This is a genomic window from Sulfuricurvum sp. (assembly GCF_049277495.1).
Lineage (GTDB): Bacteria > Campylobacterota > Campylobacteria > Campylobacterales > Sulfurimonadaceae > Sulfuricurvum.
The window spans coordinates 16053-37143 of record NZ_JBASYM010000013.1 but is presented as its reverse complement, the minus strand read 5'-3'; the positions used below and the strand labels follow the sequence as shown (position 1 = coordinate 37143).

General features: G+C 45.2%; 20 protein-coding genes. 7 read left to right on the top strand and 13 right to left on the bottom strand.

All coding sequences use genetic code 11. The annotated features are described in order from the left end of the window. Positions 1-127: 127 nt before the first annotated feature. Positions 128-1228, top strand: coding sequence for a redox-regulated ATPase YchF (gene ychF, locus WAO38_RS03270; RefSeq protein ID WP_422234318.1), 1101 nt, complete (start codon positions 128-130; stop codon positions 1226-1228). 14 nt (positions 1229-1242) lie between these two features. Then, complete coding sequence (locus WAO38_RS03265; protein ID WP_422234316.1) at positions 1243-1842, top strand: hypothetical protein; 600 nt, start codon at positions 1243-1245, stop codon at positions 1840-1842. Here WAO38_RS03265 and WAO38_RS03260 read toward each other — a convergent pair. Genes WAO38_RS03260 through WAO38_RS03250 form a run of 3 tightly spaced genes read right to left on the bottom strand, consistent with a single transcriptional unit; the run spans position 1835 to position 4595 of the window. Then, positions 1835-2650, bottom strand: a complete 816-nt coding sequence (locus WAO38_RS03260) for a phosphatidylserine decarboxylase (RefSeq protein WP_422234314.1) — start codon at positions 2648-2650, stop codon at positions 1835-1837. The genes WAO38_RS03265 and WAO38_RS03260 overlap by 8 nt on opposite strands. Before the next feature lie 3 nt (positions 2651-2653). Continuing rightward, a complete protein-coding gene (gene truD / locus WAO38_RS03255) occupies positions 2654-3745 on the bottom strand; it encodes a tRNA pseudouridine(13) synthase TruD (RefSeq protein WP_422234312.1) in 1092 nt (363 codons plus the stop codon). A 7-nt stretch (positions 3746-3752) separates the two neighbouring features. Next, positions 3753-4595: a thiamine-phosphate kinase gene (locus tag WAO38_RS03250; protein ID WP_422234310.1), complete on the bottom strand. Its 843-nt coding sequence runs from the start codon at positions 4593-4595 to the stop codon at positions 3753-3755. A gap of 126 nt (positions 4596-4721) precedes the next feature. Between WAO38_RS03250 and WAO38_RS03245 the strand changes: the two genes are divergently transcribed. From WAO38_RS03245 to WAO38_RS03225, 5 genes are all read left to right on the top strand, one after another. After that, positions 4722-5915: a diguanylate cyclase domain-containing protein gene (locus WAO38_RS03245; protein WP_422234308.1), complete on the top strand. Its 1194-nt coding sequence runs from the start codon at positions 4722-4724 to the stop codon at positions 5913-5915. A 177-nt stretch (positions 5916-6092) separates the two neighbouring features. Further along, the gene (locus WAO38_RS03240; RefSeq protein ID WP_422234307.1) at positions 6093-7805 is read left to right on the top strand and encodes an FAD-dependent oxidoreductase; all 1713 of its coding nucleotides are present in this window, start codon (positions 6093-6095) and stop codon (positions 7803-7805) included. Between the two features lie 10 nt (positions 7806-7815). Continuing rightward, positions 7816-8793, top strand: a complete 978-nt coding sequence (locus WAO38_RS03235) for a succinate dehydrogenase/fumarate reductase iron-sulfur subunit (RefSeq protein WP_422234305.1) — start codon at positions 7816-7818, stop codon at positions 8791-8793. A gap of 9 nt (positions 8794-8802) precedes the next feature. Further along, positions 8803-9681, top strand: coding sequence for a CoB--CoM heterodisulfide reductase iron-sulfur subunit B family protein (locus WAO38_RS03230; RefSeq protein WP_422234303.1), 879 nt, complete (start codon positions 8803-8805; stop codon positions 9679-9681). A gap of 132 nt (positions 9682-9813) precedes the next feature. After that, a complete protein-coding gene (locus WAO38_RS03225) occupies positions 9814-10230 on the top strand; it encodes a hypothetical protein (protein WP_422234301.1) in 417 nt (138 codons plus the stop codon). Positions 10231-10266: 36 nt separating this feature from the next. On the opposite strand, the gene WAO38_RS03220 is transcribed toward WAO38_RS03225, so the two are convergent. From WAO38_RS03220 to WAO38_RS03175, 10 genes are all read right to left on the bottom strand, one after another. Next, positions 10267-10704, bottom strand: coding sequence for a nucleoside deaminase (locus tag WAO38_RS03220; RefSeq protein WP_422234299.1), 438 nt, complete (start codon positions 10702-10704; stop codon positions 10267-10269). A gap of 15 nt (positions 10705-10719) precedes the next feature. After that, on the bottom strand, positions 10720-11244 hold the full coding sequence (gene mog, locus WAO38_RS03215) for a molybdopterin adenylyltransferase (RefSeq protein ID WP_422234297.1): 525 nt from the start codon (positions 11242-11244) through the stop codon (positions 10720-10722). Positions 11245-11367: 123 nt separating this feature from the next. Further along, on the bottom strand, positions 11368-11877 hold the full coding sequence (bioV, locus tag WAO38_RS03210) for a pimelyl-ACP methyl ester esterase BioV (RefSeq protein WP_422234295.1): 510 nt from the start codon (positions 11875-11877) through the stop codon (positions 11368-11370). Beyond that, the gene (locus WAO38_RS03205) at positions 11864-13525 is read right to left on the bottom strand and encodes an AAA family ATPase (protein ID WP_422234293.1); all 1662 of its coding nucleotides are present in this window, start codon (positions 13523-13525) and stop codon (positions 11864-11866) included. The genes bioV and WAO38_RS03205 overlap by 14 nt, the downstream gene beginning before the upstream one ends. Continuing rightward, positions 13500-14747, bottom strand: coding sequence for a tRNA (N(6)-L-threonylcarbamoyladenosine(37)-C(2))-methylthiotransferase MtaB (gene mtaB / locus WAO38_RS03200; RefSeq protein WP_422234291.1), 1248 nt, complete (start codon positions 14745-14747; stop codon positions 13500-13502). The genes WAO38_RS03205 and mtaB overlap by 26 nt, the downstream gene beginning before the upstream one ends. Next, positions 14744-16330: a mechanosensitive ion channel domain-containing protein gene (locus WAO38_RS03195; RefSeq protein WP_422234289.1), complete on the bottom strand. Its 1587-nt coding sequence runs from the start codon at positions 16328-16330 to the stop codon at positions 14744-14746. Before WAO38_RS03195 ends, mtaB begins: the two co-directional genes overlap by 4 nt. 32 nt (positions 16331-16362) lie before the next feature. Continuing rightward, positions 16363-17418 carry a 3-dehydroquinate synthase gene (gene aroB, locus WAO38_RS03190; RefSeq protein ID WP_422234287.1) on the bottom strand — a complete coding sequence of 352 codons (1056 nt, stop codon included), beginning with the start codon at positions 17416-17418 and terminating at the stop codon, positions 16363-16365. Positions 17419-17496: 78 nt separating this feature from the next. After that, on the bottom strand, positions 17497-18903 hold the full coding sequence (locus tag WAO38_RS03185) for a COG3400 family protein (protein WP_422234285.1): 1407 nt from the start codon (positions 18901-18903) through the stop codon (positions 17497-17499). 170 nt (positions 18904-19073) lie between these two features. After that, positions 19074-19823, bottom strand: coding sequence for a TIGR02757 family protein (locus tag WAO38_RS03180; RefSeq protein ID WP_422234283.1), 750 nt, complete (start codon positions 19821-19823; stop codon positions 19074-19076). After that, positions 19820-21088, bottom strand: coding sequence for an RNA polymerase factor sigma-54 (locus WAO38_RS03175; protein WP_422234281.1), 1269 nt, complete (start codon positions 21086-21088; stop codon positions 19820-19822). Before WAO38_RS03175 ends, WAO38_RS03180 begins: the two co-directional genes overlap by 4 nt. Positions 21089-21091: the final 3 nt, after the last annotated feature.

The following is a 21091-nucleotide window of genomic DNA, read 5'->3' as shown; positions in this document are numbered from 1 at the left end:
GCTTCTTTTTTCCCGATTTTAATCGGGAAAGCACCCTCTCAATTTCCCTCTCAGTCGGCTATCAACAACTATGGTTTATAATGGCGCCAATTAAATAGCAATCGTATAATAATCAAGGAAACACGCAATGGGCTTATCAATCGGACTCGTAGGATTACCAAACGTCGGAAAATCGACCACTTTTAACGCGCTTACCAAAGCACAAAATGCCGAAGCGGCCAACTATCCGTTCTGTACGATCGAACCGAACAAAGCAACCGTTCCCGTTCCGGATATCCGTTTGGATGCATTGGCTAAAATCGTTAATCCTGAGCGTATCCAACATTCGACGCTCGATTTCGTCGATATTGCAGGTCTTGTCAAAGGGGCGAGCAAAGGAGAGGGATTGGGGAATAAATTTCTCTCCAATATCCGCGAAACGGAAGTAATCTTACAAATCGTCCGTTGTTTTGAAGATGACAACATCGTCCACACCGAAGGACGTATCGACCCCCTTCTCGACGTTGAAATCATCGAAAACGAGCTTATTCTAGCCGATATCGAAGTATTGACCAACCGTATCGAGAGACTTAAAAAACAGGCGAAAAATGAGAAAGATGCGGCAGCAATGCTAGTATTTGCCGAAGAATTATCCGAATTTTTAGCGGAAGGAAACCTCGCCCTCAACTTCCCGAAAGCCGATACGGAAATGTATGAAAAACTGATGAGTGAAACTCGACTCCTTAGTGCCAAAGAGATCATGTACGGTGCCAATGTCGATGAAGACGGCCTCACGGAAGACAATGAATACGTTCAGCGCCTTCGTGAACACGCGGCGAAACACGGCTGTGAAGTCATCAAACTCTGCGCCAAAATCGAAGAAGAATTGGTCGGTATGGAAGATGACGAGCGCGACGAGTTCCTACGTGATATGGGTGTCGAAGAGTCAGGATTGGAGCAAATCATCCGCAAAGGGTTTGATAAACTGGGACTTATGAGCTACTTCACCGCCGGAGTCAAAGAGGTGCGTGCGTGGACGATCCACAAAAACACCACCGCACCCAAAGCGGCTGCCGTCATCCACAACGACTTTGAAAAAGGGTTTATCCGCGCCGAAGTAATCGCCTACAAAGACTTTGTAGAGTGCGGCGGAGAAGCAAAATCCAAAGAAGCCGGTAAAATGCGTTTAGAAGGAAAAGAGTATATTGTGCAAGACGGTGATATCATGCACTTTAGATTCAACGTATAACCAAGGAACGATCCATGCCGCTTCACTATGCCGGTCCAAAACCGATGATCTCCCAAACGGGGATCGAGTTTGACCACAACAAAGAAGATAAATTTGTCTACATGAGTTTTGTTGCAGAGCTGATCAAAGCATTGGATCACCCTTATATCAACGATAAACGTTACATTTATACGCCAGCCAAGGCCATTACCGATACCGATGTTATTCTGGATCTTTTTAAAACCTATGATCCTTCGCTCCCAAACGAAATCGAAGATCGAAAAAAAATGACGGAAGCGGAAATAGATAATGAAGTCGAGCGGGAGAAAAACAACCGCCTCCTTCTGCCGGAAGAGCGTGAAATATATGTCAAAAACATTCAACTGCTTCGTCAATACCGCATCAACCGCGCTATTAACAAAACCGTTTATTACAGCGGTGTCTTTTCACTGGCAAACATCATACACCGTGGACACATCTCATTTATCACGGCACCGATGCTTCCGGTCCATTTCCATGTTTTCCATTCGATTCAGGGAACTTTGTCAAAACTCCATCCGCCCATGTCAAGCAATATTACGATTTATGAAGAGAGCGGTCATCTCTACACCCGTTTAGAGATCGGCTCTAATTAATACGGGCGATCGTCTGAGCAAAACGGACGTTATGTCCGGCAGAGATTCCTAATTCAATCATCCCATTCTCACAAAGCATAACGATCGTAGAACCCATCCGGAAACAGCCGAAATCGTCCCCTTTGCTCAAATAAAGATCTTTATAGCTGTATTGGCTCGGGGTAATGTCCTTGTTCGTTCGGATACGGGGTTCAAAACTCACCTCCATCTCACCGACATTAAGCGCACCGACCAAAATCAGGAAAAACCGTTTGCCCTGAGCACTTAAACATTCCAAAACAACCCGTTCGTTTTCGATAAAAAGATTCACCTGCTTTTTGAGTGAAGGGATATTGACGGGATACAGTTTGCCGGGAATATGTACTGCATGAAGTACCTGCATATCGATCGGAGCATGATAGCGGTGATAATCACGCGGAGAGAGATAAAAATTGACAAAGGTTCCGTTATGGACACTTTTTTTCGAATCGCTCGAAATTCCATCGCCCAGTACTCCGTCGATACTGTAACTCATCCCTTTGATTTGCAGTGCCAAATCATCTTCGATCTCTCCGCATTCGGTAATCAAAGAATCACAAGGGCTGATCATATCCTGAGGATCAAGAGAAAACGAACGCTTATGAGAAAACTTTCGGGTAAAAAGGGCATTGAGTGTCGGATACGATTCGGGAGGATTAAAATCACTCATATCCAATCCCATCATCCGGACATAGGATTTATTAATAATATTTTGGAAAAATCTCCCATGTTCTTTGGAAGCAAAACGGCCAAAAGTTTGGGATAATGCAGAGGTGAAATGTTGTTTCAAAGGCTACTCCTGTTCTTCATCGGTTTGTATTGGGCGTTTGGCGATCTCTTCAATCAGCACGGTGGCATAGCACCCTTTTGGAAGGGTAAAATGAAGTTCAAACCAGGCATCATTCTCTTTATATTCCCCCTCAATCTCTTCAGGGAAGATCCAGCCGTAACGGCGCGCGCCATCAATCCCCTCCGTAATGGTGTCATACTCTTTTTCGATTGTCTCTGCCAATCCGACAGCACGTGTTGCACGTTTCCCGCTCAGCAGTCCGCTGACCGAAATATCATGTTTAAAAAATCGCTCGATCTCATCACTGCTCTCATAATGAAACAGTTTTCCGTAAGGATAATGCATCATCACATCGCCGTGTATCAGTTTAAAAGGATGCTGTTGCGCTTTCATCGCTTCAAGCTCTTCTTTGGGAAACGGCAAAACTGCACTCAGTTCATCGATACTGAACCCCTCCACAAGTTTGGAAATTTCGATACGGCGGCTCAACCAACCGTTAAAGAGGTAACTCTGATACGAATTGATATAAAACTGGGACAATTTTTTATTCCGTTCTTTTAACGTACCGGCTAAAATCGCTTCCCCTTTTTTATAATTCTCTCCATCCAATCCAAATCGCTGGAATCCGAAATAGTTCGGCATCCCCTGCTTTTTGATCAGCCTTAAAGCCTGCGTGATTTTCGTAGCTGCCACGGGAGTCACTTTTTTAAGACGGATAAAAAAACGGTTTCCTTTGAGGTGTCCCATACGGATTTTATTATTATGGTAGACACGCTCCAGGATTTTTATCCCTTCATGCTCAAAATTTTCCAATGCAGATTCATATTTTTTCGGCAGTGAAATATACTGTTTCGTTTGCGCATTTTTATCTTTTAAACCGGCATAGCCGATATCGCGCGCTTTAATCCCCAAATGATTACTGAAAATATCGATCATTTGCCAGGTAGAGAGGTTTTTTTTCCGCACATGAAGTACCAGATGTTCCCCCTCCCCGCTAAACGGGTACAATGGAATTTCATCTACGACGAAATCACGAGCGGATTGGCGAAAATGAAATTCGATTGGACTGTGTGGAAGATAATATTGACGTTCCATGAAACTCCTAAAAATGATGAGACTTACAGCGATTGCTATAGTTTCCGCGTACAGCATACGCAACGGGGGTAATTGTTGTTCGGGTACGTGAGGCAATACGGCGAATCGTTTTCAGACGGTTCGGAGAAAAAGCGATCAGCATTTCATACTCTTCGCCGCTGCATCCGATCTTCTTCGCTATTTTTCGATCAAATCGTATACCCAGCCGGTTTGCCCGACATAGCTTTTCTATATCACTGAAAAGACCGTCCGATATATCCATCCCGCAACGTAAATAACGTCGTGTTCGGGTCACAAAAGATTGACGTAAAACAGGAGCGACAAAACGGCTTTTGGAATGTACTTTCCCGCCGCTCATTAGATAGCGCAGCTCTCTCACCGATTTTCCGATCGTACCCGTATGCGCGATAATATCACCGGCTTTTAATCCCCGGCGCAACAATGGTTCCGCCGTTTCGGAAATAATGGTAATAGAGAGATCAAGCTTGGAATTACTGATCGTATCCCCGCCGATAATCTCGATACCGTATTCCGCAGCGGCAGCCTGAATTCCGGACGAAAGTTCATCCATCTCATGAAGGCTCATCGAACGCGGCATTGCGACTCCGAGCAGCGCATATTTAGGAGTCGCATTCATGGCAATCGCATCCGAGATGTTCACGATCATCGCTTTATAGCCGATTTGATAAGAGCTCAGCCATGAGCGTTTAAAATGGACATTTTCGAAAAAAACATCTTTGCTGTAAACCCATCGGCCGATACACGCTCCATCATCTCCGATGTGCGTACGGACAGAACGAAAAGTAGAAATAAAATAGTTTTCCGTATTCACGCCCTCTGTCCATTCCAAAACCGTTGTATATTACTATTATAGACGAAAACAGATTATGGTTGTGTTAAATTTCTGTCGCTTTAATCATTTTGTGATAGAATGTGTTTAATTAATTTATATAACTTTTAGTATAAAAGGATAACTATGCATATTTCTATCCGAAAAGTTTTTATGAATCTGAAAATCGGATTGCTGGTTCTCGGAATCGGTGTAACCTTACTCTGCGCACAACTGTTTCATGTATCCCAGTACTCAGAACGTTTGGGTGCCCTCAAAAATCAGCATCTGTTGATCGATAAAATTATCAATACGAATTTGAATGATCCCAAAATGGCCTCAATCCTCATCAACGGTGCTCTCTCTGAGATTGAATTGTCCGTTAAACTCTCAGGACAAGAAGCTCTTTTGGACTCTTTCGTAACTTCAAACGAAGAACAGGCTTCCCTCTTACGCTCTTTAAAAATTTCCTCTGAAGCCTTCCGGGATAATGTACTCATCTGGTCAGAATCCCTCACGATTTCCCAAAATTCCACCCATACCCTGATGATGAACGCACGCAGTGCTTATTTGGCCGATATTGACCGCATGATGGATTACCAAATCCATATCATCAGCGAGTCTATCGCCACTGCCAAAATGACGGCTATCTTGGTCTTTTTTGCCGGTTTGTTTATCTTTCTTTTCTATCGCCAGCGTCTTAATACGATCTACCGTGATCTTCATAAAGCATGTTCAATCGATACTGACGGGATCCCAAAAGTTGTCTCTACCCAAGAAGTTGATTTTATCCTCAAAAGGTTGTTACGCAAGTCGTCTCAACATTCACAGAATCCAAGTCTGATCCATAACCTAAGCGGTCTGAACAATGTAAAAGGGCTTATCAGCAGTTTTAATGCCAAAAAAGCGGGTAAAGGGGGGAACAACGTCTTTCTTGCTTTGTTTGAAATCGATAACTATACGTCACTTGTCAAGACCCTCTCCGATGAAGATATGGAAAATTTATTCAAAAAAATTGCCGGCATACTCTCCATGTATGAACAACCGCAAGATGTTACTGCCCATATTGATGAGGATCGTTTTATTTTTCTAATGTCCCGCAGCAGCAAACAACTCGCGATCCAAGAAGCTGAACAAATTGTTGCATCCGTTGGAGAATCCAGTTTCAATACGGCACAGGCATCGATCAACATCACCTTAAGCGGAGGTTTTTTACTTAAACCGCCGGCTAAATCACTCGATGAAGCGATCAAAGAAGCCATTGAATTGATTGAAAAAGCAAAAGAAACCGGCGGAAACCGTGTTGCCCAAAGGCGTGAACGCTTCGCTAGCACACGCTAAACCTGCTTCAAAGTGTAACTTTTCAACTCATATTCCCTGGTTACAATCTTATAGTTGTTACTATTTTGGACAACAATAGCTACTTTCAATCTACAGACTCTCCTATAAACCTTTTTAATCTTGCCCAAGGAGTGGCGCGCTATAATCATCCACAGATTTTATCAACAAGGAAGGCGTATGAGTATTCCCATTTATACTTATGATGCGGTTATTGTCGGAGCTGGTTTAGCAGGATGTGCGGCAGCTCGCGAGTTGCAAAAAGCCGGTAAAAAAGTGGCCGTTGTCACGAAGTTACATCCATTGCGTAGTCACTCCGGTGCAGCGCAAGGGGGGATCAATGCAGCATTCAGTGATGCAGACAGCGTTGAGCTTCATGAATTTGATACCGTTAAAGGGTCTGATTATCTTGCCGACCAGGATGTTGTGCAGTTCATGTGTGAAAAAGCACCGGAAACAATCCGTTGGATTGAGCGTATGGGTGCGGCATTCAGCCGTAACGAAGACGGAACGATCGCCCAACGGCCATTCGGCGGACAATCTTCGCCGCGTGCCTGTTTCGCGAAAGACCGTACCGGACTGACACTGCTTCAGACTATTTATGAACAAGCATTCCGTGAGGGAGTAGAGTTCTGGGATGAGTGGTATGTGGCTGATCTTTTGTATAACGAAGGAAAAGTATACGGAGTAAGCGCGTATAACATCCGTAACAGTGAAAAAGCGATTTTCAATGCCAAAGCGGTCATGTTTGCGACCGGCGGATACGCCCGTGCATTCAAAATCAACTCAAATGCTCATGCAAATACCGGTGACGGTCTTTCACTCGTAGCACGTCACGGTCTTCCGTTGGAAGATATGGAATTCGTACAATTCCATCCGTCAGGACTTTCCGGAAACGGTGTTCTGATTTCCGAAGCGGCTCGCGGTGAGGGGGGAAAACTCCTTAACTCACTGGGTGAGCGCTTTATGGAAAAATACGCTCCGAATGCAATGGAACTCGCATCTCGCGACGTTGTTGCCCGCGCAATTATCCAAGAAATCCGTGAAGGGCGCGGTGTCGGCCCTCGCAAAGATGCCGTTTACATCGATCTTGTCCACTTAGGCAAAGAAAAAATCATGGAACGCCTGCCGGAACTTCGCGACCTCGCGATCACTTTCCTCGGCCTTGACATGATTAAAGAACCGATCTTGATCTCTGCAACCGCGCACTATTCGATGGGCGGTATCCCGATGGACAAACACGGACATGTCCGTAAAAACAATAACGAATTCGTCGAAGGATTCTATGCAGCAGGCGAATGTTCATGTTCATCCGTCCACGGTGCGAACCGTCTCGGTGCGAACTCCGTCCTTGAGGCATTGCTGTTCGGCCGTTTTGTCGGTAAAACAATGGTCGATGAAATCGATACTCTTTCATTGCACCGTGCAACGGAAGCCGATGCGACGCGTATGATTGAAGAGATGAACTGGGTACTGAACAACAACGGTCAAGAGTCGGTATCAGTTCTGCGCAATGAGCTCCAACAGTCAATGACCGATAATGCGGGTGTTTTCCGCAGTGCCGAAACGCTAAAAGCGCAAATGGAGATTTTAAAAGATTTGCGCAACCGTTATCAGCATATCCGTATTGCCGATAAATCGAAAATCTTTAATACCGAGCTCCAAGAGGCGATCGAATTCGGCCACATGCTCGATTATTCCGTCTTTATCGTTGCCAGCGCATTGGATCGTCAAGAGAGCCGCGGTGCCCACTTCCGTGAAGATTTCCCGACGCGTGATGATGAAAAATTCTTGAAACATACTATGGCTTACATGGATGAGAACGGGAATATCACACTTGATTACATGGACGTTACCCTCGGTCGCCATGAACTCAAAGCACGATCATATTAAGGAAGAGACTATGGATACGATAAAATCGCAACAAGTAACGTTTAAAGTTTTCCGTTTCAATGAAGAGACCGATTACCTTCCTTACTATAATACCTATGTTTTAGATGTAACACATGAAGAGGTAGTCCTCGACATCCTCAACCGAATCAAATGGGATCATGACGGAAGTCTATCCTACCGTCGCAGCTGCCGTCACGGTATCTGCGGTGTTTGTTCGATTAAAGTGAACGGCAAAGGGATTTTGGCGTGTAAATCACGTCTTTTTGATCTCATCAATGTGTTTGGAAGCGAACTCACGATTGAGCCGCTAAGTACCAAACGTGTCGTTAAAGACCTTATCATTGATAAAAAAGATTTTTGGGACAAACATGCCGCCATCCAGCCATTCCTGGTCAGTGATATCGAAGAACATCCGGCGCAAGAGCATCTCGTAAGCCCGCATGATGCCGAAAAGCTTCTCGAAGCCGATTACTGTATCCAATGCGGGGCCTGCCACTACTCGTGTCCGGCACTTGCGATCAATGAAGAGTTTATCGGACCTGCAGCCTTTGCAGCGGCATACCGATTCTCTGCCGATGTCCGTGATGATGCATCGATTGAACGTTTGCATACCGTCAACCAAGAAGCACAAGGTGTTTGGGATTGTGTCAAATGTATGGAGTGTGCGGAAGTTTGTCCTAAAGACGTCAATCCGATCGAAAAGATCACGAAACTTCATAACATGATTTTCGAAGCAAACATTGCGAAAAACAATGTTGCAACGCGCCATGCTGTCGGATTCGCCCATTCGATTCAAAAACACGGTCTGCTTGATGAAGGAGAACTCGTCCGTTATTCCGAAGGCAACATCGGTGTAATGAAACATCTCCCTGAAGCGATTGCGATGTTCCGAAACGGAAAAATCGTTATGCCGTGGAATATGCCGAAATCAAAAAATCTTGATGAAGTGAAAAAATTGATCCAATCTTCATCTACCGTGAAATTTTAGGAGGAAGCCATGGAAAAACTTAAATACGCCCTCTACACAGGATGTACGGCTCGAGAAAGTACACCAGAACTTCTCAAATCAACCTTAGCGGTTGCCGACAAACTCGGTATTGAACTTATATTGTTGGATGAAGCGACGTGCTGCGGTGCATCACACCTTCAAGATTATGACGATTTCCTCTCTTTGGTACTCAATGCCCGCAACATCTGTTATGCGGAGAAATTGGGGCTTACCATGGTGACAATCTGTAATACATGCCAACTCAATACAGCAATGACAAAACATCGCCTGGATACAAATCCTGAGCTTAAAGCAAAGGTCAATGCAAAATTGGCCGAAGTAGGTTTGGAGTACAAAGGGACATCGGAAGTAACGCACTTCCTTTACGCTCTTGTCCAAGATTTCGGTTTGGAAAATTTGGCTAAACAGGTACAAGTGCCTCTCAGCCAATTCAACATTGCACCATTCTACGGATGTCACAATATCCGCCCTTCAGAGCTTCAAAACCTCAGTAACGGCGGAGAAAACCCGTACAATCCTACCTCACTTGATGATCTTATCATCGCATGCGGCGGCGTGAATGTCGATTACGCAGAGAAAAATAAATGCTGCGGTTTCCATGCGGAGCTTCAATCACCTCGTACAGCCGCTATCTTGACCGGTAATGCGATTGCGGGTGCGATGGATGCCAATGCAGACTGGATGGTAACACCGTGTCCTCTGTGCCATCTCAAACTCGACGTACAGCACCATAGCGCTTCCAAAGCCCTCGGACGAGACGTAAAACTTCCTGTCTTGCACATGCCACAAATGGTAGGTCTTGCTCTGGGATGTACATCTGCGGAACTTGGACTCAACCACCACGTTACCAAAGTCGATTTCGTTTAATTTTTTTGCTCTTTTTGGAGGATTTCCTCCAAAAACATTCTACAAATCCCCTGTAACCTCCATAAGATAAATTAATATTTTTTTAATCTATATTAACCTATAGTATAAACAAGCTAATTATAAGGAGTTTTCATGGGTAAAAGATTTGTAATAAGTGTCATCGCAGTTTTAGCATTTTCCACAGCGGCAACAGCTGCAGCAACAGGTCCATATGATTTAAAAGATAATATGCTAAAGCTTAATACGTATATGAAAGCGATGCAGGCTGGTTTTATTGAAGGGGATAAGAAAAAAGCACTTCAAGCCGCTGAAGTACTTGGCATAGAGAGTGAAAAGCTCTTTGGCAATGAAGAAATGATGCGGAACAAGCTTCCAAAAGAGAAAGCTCATCAAGCACGTATTGCAACAACATCCGCCCATTTGATTTCCGATAATGTCGAGATTATTAAATCGAGTATGGATAATATGCGCCGTGAAACTGCCCAAAATGCCTACCTTGATATTCAACGCGCCTGTATGCGCTGTCATAACCTCGTACGCGATTGGTAAAAAGGATGCGGCTTACGCCGTATCGTACCGTCCCCCTTATTCCCCTATATCTTCATTCCAGAGAATCGGATTTTCACGGATAAACTTTTTCATCATTTCGATACATTTTTCGTCATTAATGACATCGAGAGTGACGCCGCGTGATCGCAACAATTCTTCTTCTCCGACAAAATTTTCGTTTTCACCGACGATGACGCGCGGGATTCCATAAAGAGAAATAGCGCCTGAGCACATTGGGCACGGAGAGAGAGTCGTATAGAGGGTACAGTTTTTATAGATAGAAGCGCTCAAACGTCCCGCATTTTCGAGAGCATCCATCTCACCGTGCAAAATGGTACTCCCGTTTTGGATACGGCGGTTATGCCCTCGACCGATAATCTGCCCGTCATAAACCAATACCGCCCCGATAGGGATTCCCCCCTCTTCCAGCCCTTTTTCGGCTTCACGAATCGCTTCTTGCATAAATACATCCATCGCTAACTCCTTTAATTACTGTTTAGGTCTAAATGCCTTGATGACCTCTGGATTGCACTCCAAATACGGCCCTTCGATCAAATCGATACAATACGGAACGGCGGGGAATACGGCATCCAGACATTCGCGAATCGATTTCGGTTTACCCGGAAGATTGATAATCAGCGATTTACCGCGAATCCCCGCTGTTTGGCGAGACAGAATCGCCGTAGGGACGTATTGCAGGCTTACCTGACGCATCAATTCTCCGAATCCCGGCATCATCTTCTCGCAGACGTTTTCCGTCGCTTCAGGGGTAACGTCGCGCAATGCGGGGCCCGTTCCACCGGTCGTGACGACGAGACAGCATCCCTCACGGTCGCACAATTCGATCATCGTCGCTTCGATAGTCGATTGGACGTCAGGGATACAGCGATAGACAATTTCGTGTTCAGAGGTCAAATAGTCTTTCATCGTATCCTGAATCGCTACCCCGGATATATCTTCGTAAATCCCTGCACTCGCACGGTCTGATGCGGTAATAACACCTATTTTAATCATAAAAAAAATCCTTTTATTTTAATATACAATCGAAGCAAAGCCCCGATTACCTACGCTAACGCTGAGTTCTACCCACAAGGGGCACAATGTCTTCGGCAGAGTGCCCAGCATACCTATGTGCTTTCATTCTTGTAAAAAATGGTTAGCTCTTTTGATCGAGGTGACGGTAGCATAAGGGAGAAAAAACTCTCGCGCACCTTCAACATCGATTACTTGGTCTTCAAGCCCCAAATAGACTTCAATCCGTATCCCTTTGGCTCGGATCGTTTCCATCAAGGCTTCTGACCACTCAAAATAGAGCAACTCCTGCAACTCTTCGGCATTGTTGTTTCCCAATGAGATCGGGGCTAAAGGAAAGGGAGAAAAACAGCGGGTTAAAAATCCCTCAAGATAGCGCTCGGTATCTTTGAAATATCCGCTCATCTGCAGACGGCGGAAAGACTCTTTTTTGGTTTGGAAAAAAGCCGGGGAAAAAAGCTGCAGGGTATCGATCCGCTCATCTGCTTCAGAGGCATATTGTGCCGCCCTGATCGCACCGTAGCTAAATCCGGCAACGGTATAATCGCTCTCTTTTAAATAGAGATCAAAAAAATGCTGATCCCCACAGAGGGCAAAGCCGCTATAGAATCTCATTCATCGTTGCTTTGGCTAGGGCTTTGGAGATATGCTCATATTCATCTAGAATCGCTTCAAACTTTGTAACAATCTTTTCATGACGTTCCAAGAGACTGCTCATCTCCGAATAGAGACGATCCGTGAGTTTCGCTTCATCTTCCGATGTCGGTTGGATCGTGCTTCCCATACCGTATTCATAGACCATGGCATGGACTAAATTTTTGGCAACGGCCAAGTCGTGTGAAGCATTGCTCGCATGCTCACCGAAACGGAGATGCGAAGATGCTATTCCGGCCAAATGAACGCGAATATGCGCTTCGATCTCATGGCGCAGCTGAGGCTCGGCCGTCGGAGGGGTAATCGCGTCGTTGGTAAGCGTAATCTTCTCATACGGCAGGTCAAACCATGTTGCGGCAAATACTTTTCCGGCTTGGTAGCGAACCTGATAACGGCGCTGTTCTTCGCTGAGCATCGCTATTTTCTTTTTACCGAACATCACTTTGTCTTTAACCGCCAAAAAGTGTTCAGCCCGTACTTGTATCTCGTTTTGACGCATGCATAGCAGTGCCGCTTCATTGACCAGTGCTGCAAGTGAAGCACCGTTAAATCCGACCGTCATTTTGGCGATTTCGGCAATCGAGAGATCATGAGGGATATGACGGAGATATTTTTGCAAGATCGCTTCACGCTCGGTTGCGGTAGGGAGTTCCACGAAAATACGGCGGTCAAACCGTCCGGCACGAAGCAGTGCCGCATCCATGACATCGATATTATTCGTCGCGGCAATCACAACGATACCGCTCGTCTCTTCAAATCCGTCCATCTCGGTCAGGAGCTGATTGAGGGTCCCTTCGCGTTCGTCGTTTCGTCCCCCCTCACGTTTTTTACCGACCGCATCGATCTCATCGATAAAAATAATGGCCGGTGCATTTTTCTTGGCGGCTGAAAACAGCTCGGAAACCCGTTTTGCCCCCATACCGACATAAATCTGAACAAAGGAGGCTCCGCTTTGGTAGAAAAACGGAACATCTGCTTCGGCAGCAACGGCTTTGGCAATCATCGTTTTCCCGACGCCCGGAGGGCCTACCAGTAAAACTCCCCGCGGCATTCGCGCACCGAAACTGTAATAGCGTTTGGGATTGCGTAAAAAGTCGATGATCTCTTCCAGCTCTTCTTTAACGTCACCGATACCGCCGATATCACTAAAACGAACCGTTGATTTCACCGCAGAAACATTGGATGAGGGAGCTTCAGGCTCAGCTGAGGCTTTAACAACCGGAACTTCCGGCGGAATATCGTCTTCAAACCCGAGACGGCTTTTCCATGCCCAGAACCCGGCTCCGCCTATCAGGGCAAAAAAGAAGAAAAACCATACCCAACCATTTCCCCCTTTGGGCTCAATCACAAGATCAGCCGTAAGTTCAGGAGGCAACTGCGAGGAAGAGATTTTGACGATACCATTTTCTTTTGTCGATAAATAGGTAAACCCGTTATCCCGAAATGCTTTCTCGATTTGGTCATTTTCGATCAGTCTGGTCGCCTCTTTCAAAGTAACCGTCTCACCGCTGTCACGCAACAGTGCAAACAAAAGCAAGAGCAGAATAATCCCGCCCGATACAATAAGAATGAGCTGATTACGGTTAAAATTTGGCCATGTTACATTCATCGTGTACCTCATACTGTTCCAGCGTGATCCAGTCACCGCTGAGATCTTCGCTGCTTTCGATTATTACTTTATTGTAAAACTGATCATATCCGACATTACGGTTTCCATCGCAAGACTCGATCAACACGTCCAACGGTATCGGACGCATCTTTTCACGAAAAGCACGGTTATTGGATTCAATAAGAAGGTTGAGCTCACTCATCCTTTTTGCGGACAGTGTTCCGTTAACTTCAGGTTTCATCGTCGCACTCGGCGTTCCGTCACGCTTGGAGTACGTAAAAGGATGGATATGGGTAAGATGAAGTTCTTGAATATTTCGCATCGCTTCTTCCCAAATCGACTCGCTCTCTCCAGGGTGGCCGACAATAAAATCGGTTCCGAGGGCAAACCCTTTGGCATTCAGTATACCGAACAATTCTACATCATTGGCAAATCGGTTGCGGCGGTTCATCAGTCGAAGCATCGCATCCGAGCTGTGTTGAATCGCGATGTGCAGATGACGTTCAAGCCAAGGCTCATCCAAAATCTCCCGAAACGACTCATTGATTTGTATCGGTTCGAGTGATCCGACACGGATACGGCGGACTCCACGGATCAACGACATTTTTTTCATCAGGTCTGCGATATTGCGCCCTTCCCCCTGTCCGTAGCTGCCGACATTGGTTCCGGTCAGGACGAATTCGCCGAAACCGTTACTCGCCAGGCGTGAAATCTGCTCCAGTATTTTTGATTCGTCCATACTTCGCGCATCACCGCGTACAAAAGGGATAATACAGTAACTGCAGCGGAAATTGCACCCTTCCTGAATCTTGATAAAGGCTCGCGATTTTCCGACGAACTCATCCACGATCGCATCGTCGATATAGTTCAAATCACCGATCTCATAAAAACGGCTCTCCTGGGAGATAAGGGTATTGATCTTCATTTTTTCAGATGGGCCGAATACACCCTGTACTTTTCCGGTACTAAAGAGGCTTTCCCCTTTGGTATGGGCTCCGCATCCCGTCAGAAAAAGCTTTTTTCCCTGTTTCTCGATCTGATTGATATAGCCTCGGACACTGACATCCGCACCGTTAGTTACCGTGCAGGAATTGACGATGACAATATCGGCTTGGGCTTCATTTTCCGTCACCTCATAATCTTTGAGCGCACTCATCATCACCTGTGAGTCAAATACATTGGTTCGGCATCCGAAGGTTTTGAAATAGACTTTCGGCTTCATGCGTTCTCCATCGGAGGTTCTGATCGCGGCGGGATATGTCCGGTATAGATTGTTTGTGTCGGATAAGCGATCGTAATGTCAGATTCAGCATTAAAAGCATCTACGATTTCGGCAGAAATAGTGCTGCGCAACGTCAGCGTCGCATAGGCATTCGTGAGATACCATGCACTCACTTTCATCCCGTTCGGCTCAATAAAGGTAAAGATACGGGGTTCGACATTCGTATTTTTCAAACTGTACCGGTCGCGGAGTTTATTAAGCTGTTTGCGGGTGATATCGGTATAGCCTTTGGCATATTTACGGCAGATCTCTTTTGCGAGGTGCGCCGCTTTTTTGTGGTTGGAGTCAAAAGTGATAATGATATCGATCCCGTCCCAAACCGTTTTGAGCGCTCCGTGGGTATAGTTTGCGATCAACGAGGTGAAGATATAATTGTTCGGGACAAATATAATCCGTCCTCCCCGGCGGTTATGCATTACCGTCGTCAACGTCACGTCTTCCAACAGGGTAATTCGCTGCAATGAAATATCCAATACGTCCCCCAGATAAATCATCCCGTCTTTTTCAACCCGGATGCGGTCTCCGACATGAATAGCGCCTCCGACAATAATGACCAGCCATCCCAATGCACTCATGAACCAGTCGCGCATCGCAATGGCAAGACCCGCTGATGCGAATCCCAAGACCGTTGCAAGGTAGCCGACATTGTCGATGTAGCTGAACAAGACAATCAAGATGATAAGAGTTACATTGATAAACGTAACGATCTTATTGGCGGTGTAAAATCGCTCATTGTCGGTGATATACCGTTTGGCTATCCGTTTCAAAAGGAGTGAGAATCCGAAAAGAACCAAAATTACGACACCGATATTTAACAATTTATACAGTTGATCTTTGATCTCTTTGTTGATTTTTGCTTCCGTCGACTCAATCCGTTTTTCATATAGGCTTGCCGTTGAAATCAACGTTTCAAGGGCCAACTTAAACTTTTCAACCTGCAGCAGCGTGGCATCCAGTTCTACCTCATAATCCCCTTTTGGGTTCAGGCGCATCATGTCTTTATAAAGGCCGACTTGACGTTCCAATAGGGAAATGATTTCCTGGAGTTCCTCTTCGCGCAGTACATAGTCTTTGTACTGACTGTTAATCCGTTTCACATAAGAGAGTCCGGTCACGATCTCAAAAGGATTGGTGATCGTCGGAAGTTCACCCGCTTCATCAGGCTTCAGCAAGGATACAAACGGGGATGTCCCCTGCGCTTTGAGCAGTTCAATCTGATCGGTCAAAACTTTGTGCTTGGCCTGCAATGCTTCGATTTCGAGTTTACGTTCTACGTTTGGAGTCCATCCCTGCAACTGATTGATTCGATATTGAACCTCTCTGAGGCTTTTTCGGGATTCCTGATAGGCCATATACGAGTTATAGCTTTTGAGCCAAATGCTGTTGCCCCGGGCAAGCTCTTTCTGTATTTTGGAGAGCTCTTCCTGGACATTTTGGATTTCAACCTCTTTGGGGATCGTTACTGTTTGTTCCTGAGGAGCCTTTTCTTCTTTGACGGCACCACTGAGGGCTAAACCCGTCAACAGAAAGATTGCTAGTAAAAACCGGTAGTGTTTCACGCCATAATCCCCTGAAATTTTGATAATGTCTTTTTCACGAGCGCGGGTTCAATGGCATCGGTAATCTCAACGCCTCCGATTCCACGGGGGAGAATAAAGGTAATCGCACTGTCGGCACTTTTTTTATCCAGAAAAAATGCTTGATAGAATCGCTCCACATCACGGATCGGATAACTAAGAGGAAGATCATAACGGCCCAAAAGCGCCTTGACACGCTCTGCCTCATCAACACTCATCAGTCCTGCTCCACAGGCCAAATCATTCGCCATCACCATACCGATCGCGACACTTTCACCGTGCAGATACGCAGTGTACGCCGTTTCATTTTCAATCACATGCCCAAACGTATGCCCATAGTTTAAAGCGGCACGAAGTCCCTGCTCTTTTTCGTCTTCTTCAACGACACGTGCTTTTGTCTCGACGGCTTTTGCAATGGCATGCTGAAGATTATCACCCTCGCGCAGGTCATTATTCTCCAACCACTCAAAAAACGGTGCATTGAAGGTCACCGCCATCTTAACGATCTCCGCTACACCTGCTCCAAATTCACGGGAAGGGAGTGTTTGCAAAAAACTCGGATCGATGTAGACGGCACGAGGCTGATGAAATGCACCGATCAGGTTTTTTCCGTATCGGTTGTTGATCCCCGTTTTTCCTCCGACACTTGCATCTACCTGAGAAAGAAGTGTGGTCGGAATCTGGATAAAATCGATCCCGCGGTTATAAAGGCTTGCCGTGAAACCGCCCATGTCGCCGATTACTCCGCCGCCGAATGCGATTAAAAGTGATTTGCGGTTCAAGCGGTGATCAAACATCCTCTCCAGCACAAATTCGATATTTTGAAATGTTTTATACTGCTCGCCGTCAGGGATAGTGATAATATAAACTTCTTTTGCTTTTAGACGGGAAAGAAGTGTTTGCAAATGGAGGCCTGAAACTTTCGGGTTGGTTAGAACAGCGACCTTTCCATCGAAGTTTATCTCCGGCAAAGAGCCGATATGGATAGGATAAGAATCATCGATAACACGTTTAAGATTGATAGAAATCGTCATAAAAAAACCTGATGGATTAAGTTGTTGCGTAATGAGATATATATTACAGAAATATGACTTAAACCCTCTTGACGAGGGTTAAATTTGCGTAGGGATAAAAAGCTGGTGATAACGGTCTAACTTGCGGTAGAGGACTTCAGGATCGGTGGAAATATAGACATTGAAGGGGTTCATAAACATCTTGGATGTAAACGGCAAAACATGAAGAAAATTTTCCCTTTCGCGTAACACACGTATAGGATTTTCTTCTTCCTCAGAAACATGGATCGATTTGGAAAAAATAGCAGCTAAGTTATTAAAATGGTCAATCACTTCGTGTTTGTGTGATCCCTCTTCGTTGACATAATCAATCAATTCCAAATTAAAACCGAACTGGGAGGAGACGTCAAAAATCGTAGTTGAGATGTTCTCGATATGCCCCTCTTCGCTCAAAATCACTACACTTTCGCGTAATGAAGCGAATGAACGATCGGCCAGCTTTAACACAGGGACATTTCCGGCGTAAAGCTTTTTGCGAATAGAAGAAATCGAAAAAATAGTGTGAGAGACTAAAAACAGGCCGATATGAAACGTTTTGATATCATCTAAAATCATCGCTTCATTCGGTTTTGAATCATAACAGATATCGACAACAGTATCCTCTTGGGCTGAGGCTTTAATCATACGAAGTACGTCAATATCACCGGGATTGATCACTTTGATAATAAGAGGCTGACGGAGCTTTTTTTGTATGTAGACACTGCGTCTGACCAATGCCATAATCGCAGAAGCTTTTTCAATGCGCATATCGATGTAGAGGTAAATTTTAGATCCGAACGGAGCCGGAAACTGGCCGAGTTCTCGTTTAATCGCCCGATAAATAGAGCGTAATACGGCCGGATCGCCGACCAATACCAGCGTATCGTTGGGCTGAATCATTTTATTGTCGCTGGGGATGATCAGCTGCCTGTTTCGGTAGATAGCAGCAATTTTCCAGTTTTTTTGCTCAATCGAACCGATGTGACGATAGACGAAAGAACTTCCAAAGGGGACCAGAACTTCCATGATCTCACCCGAACCTAAACCGATATTTTTGGCGAGAACCGGGATATTGGGGAGGTAGTCAATTAAATTTGCGGCAATGAGTTCTTGCATATTGACCCACTCGATATCATCACAGGGGCTTTCAGCATTCCATAAATCAAGTGCAATAATTCGAATGCCGGGCTTATAGGAACGTATATTTTTAATCGTATGTTCCAAATCACTCTGATTTTCAATCACCAAAATGACCTGCCAAAAATCCATTTTCAGCAGATTGGAAATTTTATAAAAACTGGTTGGATCAAATTGAAAAAATTTGAAGCGCGCAGGATTGTATCCTTGAAAACCGTTTTCCTGCGTTTGGACGACATAATATAGATTTTCACTGGTATATGTACCGATAACACGCTCTATATAGTGGTGTCCGATAGCGCCGTCACTGACGATTAAAATTTTTTTCATTAACCTGCAAACTTCTTATGTCGTTTAATTTTAGGATGTGATTGTACCACATTTGTATTATAGGCCATAAAAGGAGACCGATAGGTTGATGGATGTTATTGTTTTTGATTACCGGATTTATCCGTACCGAGGAGATCTTTCATCCTATCCATAGTATCAGCGCAGTCTATTCAAAAAGGCAGCAGCTTCTCCTGCCCGATACGATAAAGGGCAAAGTCATATTTAAGAGGGTCCTTCGGATCGAATTTTTTAAGGGTTTCCGTCAACTCGATTGCAGCTCGCATATCACACTGTTTGCGGTTTAAAAGGCCTAAGCGGCGCGAGATATTAAAAGTATGCGTGTCAAGCGGCATGATCAGATCACTGGTGCTCACCCCGCTCCATAATCCCATATCAAGTTCGCTTTTGCGTACCATCCACCGCAAATACATCATCCATCGTTTCATTGCCGAACTCTTCGCAATAGAGACGATGGGTTTGCCGATCAAAAATTCATACCCTTGTGAACGATAGGGATTAAGCTCATAAAGTTGAGAGATCAAAGAGGATATCCCTCCCGTAATCCCATCGGAAACATACCCTTCTTTAAAGAGCTTTTCTGCTCCGCCACACGCTTTGAGTCCCTCCAGAGTAAGAAACCATTGGACGATGTCCTCAGTATTCTGAAATCGGTAGTATTTCCCTGCCAATCGATGACGCAAAGAAGATTCATCCGCAGCACCGGATCCCAAATTGAGTGAAGATAAAAAAGCGACTATGGATTTGGCACTCCCGTAAGCGAACAATGCACATGTCAGGGCATGGTGTTCATCCATATAGTCTCTGGCGATCATTAGCGGATCAGGGCGTTCACTAGACAATTCGTCCCTATGGTCGCGCGCTTCTGCCGCTGCATCCAAATAGGCTTGAATCTCCTTCAAGAACGCCCTAGGAGATAAAGCTGCTTGCGTTCGGACGATCCGGCGATATTGAGCTGTTTGCGATATTTGGCAATCGTACGGCGTACCATGGTAATTTTAAATTTATCTTGGATCAACTCGAGGAGCTTCATATCACTCAACGGCTTTTTATGTGACTCGTTTTTCACCAACTCGCTCACATACTCCTTGATCGCGGCATTGGAGACATCCTCATCGATTGCGGTCGTGAAGAAATCTTTCATCGGGTAGATACCCCGATCACAGGCAATATATTTGTTGGCGATAGCACGTGAAATGGTCGAAGGATTATGTCCGAATTCATCGGCCAATGTTTTAAGGGTGAGCGGTTTAATCGCACCGCCGGTAAAGAAATCGTACTGATACTCTACAATCATCAGCCCTACTTTGTATAACGTCGCTTTTCGCATTTCCAACGCATCCACCAAACTTTTGGCCTCTTTGAGTTTATCACGGACAAACGGATGGTCAACACCATATTCGGCATCGATTGTAATTGAGGGATAATACCGATCATTTAGCTTTACTTCAATCCCCGTCTCGGAATCATTATGGATCATCAGATCCGGTATCACCTGCTGTGAGTCTTCCATAAAATCGATTGCCGGAGGATTTCTAAAGCTGCCGATGACACGCATTGCTTCCTCAAAAACACTCTCTTTTCGATAACGTCCCAGTTCATCAAGATGGGTAATCATCTCGCATGCGAGAGTATACCCCGCATCACTGATCTCCGCCGATTCAAGCTGGAATAAAAAAGATTCGCTGACATTTCGCGCGCCGATACCGATCGGTTCAACATGGATAAATCGTAAACGAATTTTTTCAAATTGTTCCAGATCAATCCCATGGGAGGTACAGAAGGCTTCGCATTCACCCTCATAATAACCGCCCTCATCAAGATTTTCGATAATATGGGTCGCGACGCTGCGCGATATAGGGGTTGGAAACAATGAGCTGTCTATCTGCTCTTCGAGTACCTCAAACAATCCTTTTTGCTGAACGGTAAGGGCTTCAATCGCTTCGCTGTGAGAATTTTGGACATAGCCGTATTGGATTTTTTTCGGAATTCTCGACTCGAAAGATTCTTCATACCCTGATTTGATATCAATGAGGGGATTGCTTTCGATAAACGGTGCCATCGCTTCACCCAAATCGCTCAGGCTCGATTGGAGAATCGGCAGCCAGTTACGAAGAGTATTGGAAAGTTTGTTTTTTAGCTCGACAGACGTTTTTACCCGTAGCATGGT

Bases quoted from the DNA above. Each gene is read 5' to 3' on its own strand.
- WAO38_RS03185 (WP_422234285.1), bottom strand. From the start codon at position 18,903: ATGAAAAAAATTTTAATCGTCAGTGACGGCGCTATCGGACACCACTAT.
- bioV (WP_422234295.1), bottom strand. From the start codon at position 11,877: ATGAGATTCTATAGCGGCTTTGCCCTCTGTGGGGATCAGCATTTTTTT.
- WAO38_RS03225 (WP_422234301.1), top strand. From the start codon at position 9,814: ATGGGTAAAAGATTTGTAATAAGTGTCATCGCAGTTTTAGCATTTTCC.
- WAO38_RS03230 (WP_422234303.1), top strand. From the start codon at position 8,803: ATGGAAAAACTTAAATACGCCCTCTACACAGGATGTACGGCTCGAGAA.
- mog (WP_422234297.1), bottom strand. From the start codon at position 11,244: ATGATTAAAATAGGTGTTATTACCGCATCAGACCGTGCGAGTGCAGGG.
- WAO38_RS03205 (WP_422234293.1), bottom strand. From the start codon at position 13,525: ATGAATGTAACATGGCCAAATTTTAACCGTAATCAGCTCATTCTTATT.
- mtaB (WP_422234291.1), bottom strand. From the start codon at position 14,747: ATGAAGCCGAAAGTCTATTTCAAAACCTTCGGATGCCGAACCAATGTA.
- WAO38_RS03265 (WP_422234316.1), top strand. From the start codon at position 1,243: ATGCCGCTTCACTATGCCGGTCCAAAACCGATGATCTCCCAAACGGGG.
- ychF (WP_422234318.1), top strand. From the start codon at position 128: ATGGGCTTATCAATCGGACTCGTAGGATTACCAAACGTCGGAAAATCG.
- WAO38_RS03235 (WP_422234305.1), top strand. From the start codon at position 7,816: ATGGATACGATAAAATCGCAACAAGTAACGTTTAAAGTTTTCCGTTTC.
- WAO38_RS03245 (WP_422234308.1), top strand. From the start codon at position 4,722: ATGCATATTTCTATCCGAAAAGTTTTTATGAATCTGAAAATCGGATTG.
- WAO38_RS03220 (WP_422234299.1), bottom strand. From the start codon at position 10,704: ATGGATGTATTTATGCAAGAAGCGATTCGTGAAGCCGAAAAAGGGCTG.
- WAO38_RS03175 (WP_422234281.1), bottom strand. From the start codon at position 21,088: ATGCTACGGGTAAAAACGTCTGTCGAGCTAAAAAACAAACTTTCCAAT.
- truD (WP_422234312.1), bottom strand. From the start codon at position 3,745: ATGGAACGTCAATATTATCTTCCACACAGTCCAATCGAATTTCATTTT.
- aroB (WP_422234287.1), bottom strand. From the start codon at position 17,418: ATGACGATTTCTATCAATCTTAAACGTGTTATCGATGATTCTTATCCT.
- WAO38_RS03240 (WP_422234307.1), top strand. From the start codon at position 6,093: ATGAGTATTCCCATTTATACTTATGATGCGGTTATTGTCGGAGCTGGT.